Genomic DNA, 805 nt, shown 5'->3' with positions numbered 1-805 from the left:
GATGTAAGGGTGAAGTAGATAAAGGTGGTAATCCTTTATTTTATAAAGCCCTTATTACTGAATCCATTTCCTGTCCTGATCATCTAGAGATTTATATTTCTAGTGCATGGGAGAATGTTRACACGTTAAATAAAGAACAAGTKCAGAACATTTTTRATGAACTATCTGAATGGATATCAGCCAGTGAAAATMACCTCCATTRACCCTTTATCATGGTGAAAGAAGTAGCACTACCATGGGTATGTTCAAGATTTACAAATTGGTTATAAAAGAATTAGCATTTCTTATCTAAAGCCATATCTATTGTGGATCGTACAAGGAAGACTTTTCTTTATAGACAATGAAAAAATGACATTTCACTTTGGGATATTGATTATTTAAAGCTCACTATAATCAAAAAAATAAGGGGGATTTAAAATGGAGATTATTTATAATCAGAGAGAGAAATTGACCGATTTTATTAGAGATAATAACCAGAATTTCCAGGAAAAACTTTTATCAGAGGCGGTTAATGTAGCCTCTAAGATTACTGACATTTTAGAAACTGGAAATATTGATCTTTTAAAAAATGCTCAAAAGTTATCTCTATATGTCGTGGAGCAAAAAGAAGAACAACTCATTGCTTTCGCTCAGCAAGAAGGCGTAGCCTGGGCGGAGCACGCCTTAACTCTTGCCTTCAAACTTGAATGGGTACAGGCCATTAGGCGAACATTGTGGCATTTTATCTATCAATATGATCGAATAAATAACCATTTTAATAGCCGTGAAGAATTTTATGCCTTAGAGAAACGGCCTTAGAGAAACG

1 protein-coding gene is annotated in these 805 nt (G+C 34.0%); it reads left to right on the top strand.

Translation table 11 applies throughout. From position 1 onward, the window contains the following. Positions 1-417: 417 nt before the first annotated feature. On the top strand, positions 418-798 hold the full coding sequence (locus tag AC1DRF_RS30485; protein WP_477742632.1) for a hypothetical protein: 381 nt from the start codon (positions 418-420) through the stop codon (positions 796-798). Positions 799-805 lie beyond the last annotated feature (7 nt).

It is taken from the genome of Priestia sp. P5_B4, assembly GCF_056400385.1.
This window is presented reverse-complemented; position numbering and strand designations above follow the sequence as displayed.

Bases quoted from the DNA above. Each gene is read 5' to 3' on its own strand.
- AC1DRF_RS30485 (WP_477742632.1), top strand. From the start codon at position 418: ATGGAGATTATTTATAATCAGAGAGAGAAATTGACCGATTTTATTAGA.